Genomic DNA, 6,164 nt, shown 5'->3' with positions numbered 1-6,164 from the left:
ACGAGGCGGGTGGTGGCGCTCTGGCTGAGGACGACCGCGTCGGCGACCTGTTTCATCTGCAGGTGGCCGCCTTCGCCGTTGTGCTGGCGGCTGAGCACGTCGAGCAGGGAGTACTCGCGCACGCTGAGGTCGTGCCCGGCCTGCAGGGCGCGCTCGATGTGCGCCTCGATCCTCCCGTGCAGCAGGGAGAGGGCGCACCAGCCCTGGGCGAGGGCGGTGAGCGCGGGGTCCGTCGCGGTCATGGCGTTTCCTCCGTCCGGAGCGGCTGAAGCCAGAGTAGACCAGCATCGCAATAGCCTGCGCTTGCAAGTATGCGGCGCATGCAAGTATTGTCATTACGCGTAAAGCGCCCATGCAATCTTCTGGGAAGGTGTACCCCTTCATGCCTCTCGCGCTTCTGGCCCTCGCGATCGGGGCCTTCGGAATCGGAACGACCGAGTTCGTGATCATGGGCTTGCTGCCCGAGGTCGCGGGCGACTTCGGGGTCTCCATACCCACCGCCGGATTCCTGGTGACCGGCTATGCGCTCGGCGTGGTCCTGGGCGCTCCCCTGATGACCGTCCTCGGCACCAAGGTGTCCCGCAAGCGGATGCTGATGCTGCTGATGGGGCTGTTCATCGCGGGCAACCTGCTGTCGGCCCTCGCTCCCGTCTTCACCGTCATGCTGATCGGCCGTGTGGTCGCCTCGCTCGCCCACGGTGCCTTCTTCGGCATCGGATCGGTCGTCGCGGCCGACCTGGTCGCCCCGGACAAGAAGGCCGGAGCCATCGCGATGATGTTCACCGGCCTGACCGTGGCCAATGTCGTCGGCGTCCCGCTGGGCACGTTCGTCGGGCAGGCCGCCGGCTGGCGTGTCACCTTCGGCATCGTTGCCGCCCTCGGCGTCGTCGGCCTGGTCGGCGTCGCCAAGCTCGTCCCCGACATGCCCAAGCAGCAGGGCGTGCACCTGCGCCACGAGCTGGCAGCCTTCAAGAACGCCCAGGTCCTGCTCGCCATGGCGATGACGGTCCTCGGCTTCGGTGGCGTCTTCGCGGCCATCACCTACATCGCGCCGATGATGACCCATGTCGCCGGCTTCGCCGACGGCTCCGTCACCTGGCTGCTGGTCCTCTTCGGGCTCGGCATGGTCGGCGGCAACCTCGTCGGCGGCAAGTACGCCGACCGCGCGCTGATGCCCATGCTGTACGTCTCTCTGGGCGCCCTCGTCGTCGTGCTCGCGCTCTTCACGCTCACGGCGCAGAACAAGGTCCTCGCGGCGGTCACGATCGCGCTGATCGGTGCGCTGGGCTTCGCCACCGTCCCTCCGCTGCAGAAGCGCGTCCTCGACCAGGCCCACGGCGCCCCGACGCTGGCCTCGGCCGTGAACATCGGCGCCTTCAACCTCGGCAACGCTCTGTCCGCCTGGCTCGGCGGCCTCGTCATCGCGGCCGGCTTCGGCTACACGTCCCCCAACTGGGTCGGCGCCGCCCTCGCCGCAGTCGCGCTGCTGCTCGCGTTCCTCTCGGCCGCACTGGAGCGCCGCGACGGTACACCCGCGAGCACCGTCGTCACCGGTACCGCGCCCGCCGAGCAGCGAGCCGCCGTACACCACTGAGCCGGCCCGGCTGCGGGGCCAGGGCCGCCCCCGCAGGACCTCCGGCTCAGTGAGATGCCACGTCACGCACCGCGTGGAGATCCCACCTCAGTACCACCGCGCTGAGATCCCGCTCAGCACCCCCACGCAAGGAGAAACCCCATGAGCACCGCCACCGCCATCGCCCCACTGACCACTCAGGAAGCCGATGAGCTCCTCGCCGCCGCCCGCCGGGCCGCCGAGGCCGCCGGAGTGACGGTCACTGTCACCGTGCTGGATGCCGGAGGCCATCTGCTCGCCTTCCGGCGGGACGACCGAGCGGTTCTGATCTCAGGGGAGACCAGCACCCGCAAGGCCTACACGGCACTGCAGCTCGACGCCCCCACCGCCGATCTCGTCGACGCCGTACAGCCTGGTGGTCCCTTCCACACCCTGCCCACCGCACTCGACCGGCCGCTGCTGTTCATCGCGGGCGGTGTGCCGATCCATCGAGGCGGCCGGCTGATCGGCGCGATCGGGGTGGGTGGCGGCGCGCCGGAGCAGGACCACCAGTTCGCGACGGCCGCGATCGAGGCGCTCGCCTGACAGCACCTCCGTATCGACGGCGAAACGCCGGTTCCCCAAGGGGACCGGCGTTTCCCATGGGACTGGCATTTCCTATGGGACTGGCGTTTCCCACGGGTGTCTCAACCCACAGCCGAGTGCCTCAGCCGGCCGCCACCGTGAGGGGAGCGAATCGCCGGGTCCAGTCGCCTGGTAGTTCCGTGATGCCATGCGTCATCACTGAGTTGAAGGCGACGAAGGCCAAGCCGTGCTCCTTCGCCCAGGTCAGCAGTTCCTCGTGGCGTACGTCGATGTCGGTACGCAACGGGCGGTCGGTGTGGGCGGCGAGGGAGGCGATCAGTGCCTTCGCGGTCTCCGTGTCGCGGGCGATCAGAGGGCCCACGACCTGAGTGGTCATGTTGGGCCAGGCGCCCGCGTATCCGATGATGCGGCCGTTCTCCTCGGCCACGCGCAACTGGTCGGTGAAAGCAGGCAACCGGGTGATGATGTGCGTGCGGTCGGCGCCGAACACCTCCTCGTCGAGTCGCAGGATCGCGGTGAGGTCCTCTGCGGTGGCCGCACGCGTGGCGACTCCGGGCCCCGAGTTGTCGGGCCTGAAATGCCCGCGCACCATCTCTGCCCTGCCGGTGGTCTTGAAGCCGAGTTCCTCGTAGAGCGGTCGGCCGTTCGGCGTCGCATGCAGCGTCAGCGGGGTCGTTCCCATCGCGGAGATGACGTGACGCATCAATCGGCGTCCGATGCCCCGGCGGGCATGCCGCTCGGCGACCAGGACCATGCCGATGGCACCCAGATCGGGGCGGTCCTGAGGTCCGTACGTTGTGACGACGCAGGCGCTGACAAGGCCGCCGTCGGGGTCGTCGATGCCGTAGCCCTTCCCGGCGGTGAGGAGGAATCCCCACTTGTGTTCCTCACGGGGCCAGCCCCGATCCTCGGACAAGTCGGCGCAGGCGGTGAGGTCGCGAGGCGTCAGACGGCGGATGGGCAGAGCGGCGAGGGAAGGAGTCGGCACGCAGGTCAGGCTGTCTGACGACTGCCCTGATCGTCCAGCTGTTTCCGGGGAGACGTACGAGCTTTTGGCCATGTCATGATTCCCCGCACAACGGGCCGACTGATGCCGGGTGTTTCACGTGAAACATGGACGAACGGCGAGCGTCCATCAGGAGAGCGCCATCAAGTGTGATCGGTGAGCGTGCGACGGGACGTGCGGCGACCGCCGAACTGCTCTTGATCGCCCAGGGGAGCGACGGCCCGTCGCATTAACCTCATGGCCCATGGCGAGACTTCACCTTTTCGACCTCGACGGCACGCTGCTGCACGGAACGTCAGCGCCCGTGGAGATCTCACGGCAACTCGGGCTGGAAGCGGAGACCGTGGCGCTCGACCGGGAGATCTCGGCGGGGCTGATAGGGCCTCCGGAGTATGCGACACGGGTGCACGCGCTCTGGGTGGATCTCACCGAGGCTCATGTCGCGGCCGCGTTCGAGGGCGCTCCGTGGCTGGCCCGGATCCGTGACGTCTGGGCGGAGATCAGGGGACAGGGCGACTATTGCGCCGTCGTATCGCTCTCGCCTTCCTTCTTCGTGGAGCGACTGACGGCCTGGGGTGCGCATGCGGCGCACGGCTCGCGCTTTCCTGCCGTGCCGTTCACGGAACCCGTCGATCCGGCGGGAGTGCTCAGCGCCGCGGCCAAGGTCCGTATCGCCGACCGGCTCTGCGAGGAGTTCGGAGTGACACGGGCCGACTGCGTTGCCTATGGCGATTCGCTGTCGGACAAGGACCTGTTCGGCGCCGTGCCGGTTTCCGTCGCGGTCAATGCGGACCGCCATCTGGCAGGCCTCGCGACCCACTCCTACATGGGGATGGACCTGTGGGAAGCCTATGAATTGGTGCGCAGCGGCCTCTAATTGAAGCAATTGCTCGTTCGCCCTCCCGCCCGATTCGTGAGAGAGGAAGGGGGGACTTGTGATCGGGGCGTCGGCCGGTAGGGTCGACTCCGGTTCGTGTCCGAGCTGTGATGCAGACTGCCGACGCGAACCGAGCGCAAGGCAAGGCAGCCTAACGGGACGGAGAGATCGAAGACCGGCATTCTCCGGTATGCGGCCGGGGCGCCCACGCGCGATGGGATGCTGCGGTGAGAGTACTGCGGCCAATGTCACACTCTCGCCCTACTTGTCCGTACCGAGGGTGAATACGGGTTGAATGTGGCCGTCTTGGTCACAGCACAGAACAGGGAAAAGCAAGCCGTCGCGGGGGAAGCAGGCACCTTCCGATCCGAGGAAGTGCGCAGACCGACCGAAAGATGTTCGAGGCGAGGCACACCATGGACGCTCCGACCACCACGTCGGCCGACAACGGCACTTCCGGCGGCGGGGGCGGCTGGTTCACGCCGCGCAAGCAGCCGGCGACGACTCCGGGCACCGAACAGGAGACGGCCGAGGGCAGCCGACTGGCCGCGATGCGCCCGGTCGGCAGGACCACGACGGGCACCGGCGCGGCCCCGGCGGCCCAGGACAGCACACAGCTCGCCAGTACGGATGACCCCGTAGAGCCGACCCACGCAGAGCCGACGTCGGCGAATGGCGACTCCGGTCCCGGCACACCGGACCCTGCCGGACACCCCGCCCCGGAACGAGGGGCGCCGGCCGCGATATCGACTCCCGTCTCACCCGCCCCGAGCGATAGGGCGCCCACGCTCTCGACGCCGGCTCCCGCCCAGGCTCCAGGCCAACAGCCGTCCGCCTCCGCCCCACTCCCAGGCCAACCGCCCCCGGCGGCCGCCCAGGCCACCACAGCACGCACCGCGATATCGAGCCTCACCCCGCCTTCCCCACCGTCCCCCCAACTGAGCGTTCCGACTCAGCGCCCCGCCCCGGCCCAACCCGCCTCCCCGGACGCCATTCTGATCCGCCGGACGATGGCCGAGGTCGCGCCCGTGGCCGACAAGGTCACCTCGTACTTCTATGCGCTGCTCTTCGTGCGCCATCCCGACCTGCGCTCCCTTTTCCCGGCCGCGATGGACACCCAGCGCGACCGGCTGCTCAAGGCCCTGCTCACGGCGGCCGAGCACATCGACAACAAGCCCGTCCTCGTCGAATACCTGCAGAACCTCGGCCGCGGCCACCGCAAGTACGGCACTCGGCCGGAGCATTACCCGGCCGTCGGCGAATGCCTCATCGGCGCGCTGAGCAAGTACGCCTCCGGCGTCTGGGACGGGGAGATGGAGGCCGCCTGGGTCCGGGCGTACACGACGATCTCGCAGGTCATGATCGACGCGGCCGCGGCGGACGAACTACGCGCCCCCGCCTGGTGGTACGCGGAGGTCGTGTCGCACGACCTGAGGACCAGGGACATCGCGGTCATCACCGTCCGCCCCGACCAGCCCTACCCCTTCCTCGCCGGGCAGTACACGAGCGTGGAGACGCCCTGGTGGCCGCGGATCTGGCGGCACTACTCCTTCGCCTCGGCGCCCCGCTCCGACGGCCTGCTGACGTTCCATGTGAAGGCCGTGCCCGCGGGCTGGGTCTCCAATGCGCTGGTGCATCGCGCCCGACCGGGGGACATCATCCGGCTCGGTCCGCCGGCCGGTTCGATGACCGTGGACCACACCACGGACAGCGGTTTGCTCTGCCTGGGCGGAGGCACCGGCATAGCGCCCATCAAGGCGCTGGTCGAGGACGTCGCCGAGCACGGCGAACGGCGACCGGTCGAGGTCTTCTACGGTGCCCGCACCGACCACGACCTGTACGACATCGACACGATGCTGAGGCTTCAGCAGTCCCACCACTGGCTGGAGGTCCGCCCGGTCGTGGACCGGCACGGGCTCCTCCAGCTTCCCGAGGCCATACGGGAGTACGGACCCTGGACCGAGTACGACGTCTACGTCTCCGGACCGCCTGGCATGATCCGCAGCGGTGTGGACGCGCTGAGAGGCATCGGCGTCCCGTCCGAGCGCATACGCCATGACTCGGTGGAGGAACTGGTCGTCACCGAGGTCTGACCAGCCGCCGCTCCAGACTGGGTCGGCCGT

The 6,164-nt window shown here is 68.8% G+C and carries 5 protein-coding genes and 1 pseudogene; 4 read left to right on the top strand and 2 right to left on the bottom strand.

Annotated elements, in window-relative coordinates:
- Positions 1-242: pseudogene (locus ACZ7L6_RS30600) on the bottom strand (MarR family transcriptional regulator); the annotation flags it as partial.
- 140 nt (positions 243-382) lie between these two features.
- Between ACZ7L6_RS30600 and ACZ7L6_RS30595 the strand changes: the two are divergent.
- Positions 383-1,594, top strand: coding sequence for an MFS transporter (locus ACZ7L6_RS30595; RefSeq protein ID WP_471929417.1), 1,212 nt, complete (start codon positions 383-385; stop codon positions 1,592-1,594).
- A gap of 141 nt (positions 1,595-1,735) precedes the next feature.
- A complete protein-coding gene (locus ACZ7L6_RS30590) occupies positions 1,736-2,158 on the top strand; it encodes a GlcG/HbpS family heme-binding protein (RefSeq protein ID WP_471929415.1) in 423 nt (140 codons plus the stop codon).
- 121 nt (positions 2,159-2,279) lie between these two features.
- On the opposite strand, the gene ACZ7L6_RS30585 is transcribed toward ACZ7L6_RS30590, so the two are convergent.
- Positions 2,280-3,146, bottom strand: coding sequence for a GNAT family N-acetyltransferase (locus ACZ7L6_RS30585; RefSeq protein ID WP_471929413.1), 867 nt, complete (start codon positions 3,144-3,146; stop codon positions 2,280-2,282).
- Between the two features lie 262 nt (positions 3,147-3,408).
- Here ACZ7L6_RS30585 and ACZ7L6_RS30580 point away from each other — a divergent pair, with 262 nt between their 5' ends.
- Complete coding sequence (locus ACZ7L6_RS30580; protein WP_471929411.1) at positions 3,409-4,041, top strand: HAD family hydrolase; 633 nt, start codon at positions 3,409-3,411, stop codon at positions 4,039-4,041.
- 395 nt (positions 4,042-4,436) lie between these two features.
- Positions 4,437-6,134 carry a globin domain-containing protein gene (locus tag ACZ7L6_RS30575; protein ID WP_471929409.1) on the top strand — a complete coding sequence of 566 codons (1,698 nt, stop codon included), beginning with the start codon at positions 4,437-4,439 and terminating at the stop codon, positions 6,132-6,134.
- Positions 6,135-6,164: the final 30 nt, after the last annotated feature.

Source organism: Streptomyces sp. NPDC107522, assembly GCF_055657525.1.
This window is presented reverse-complemented; position numbering and strand designations above follow the sequence as displayed.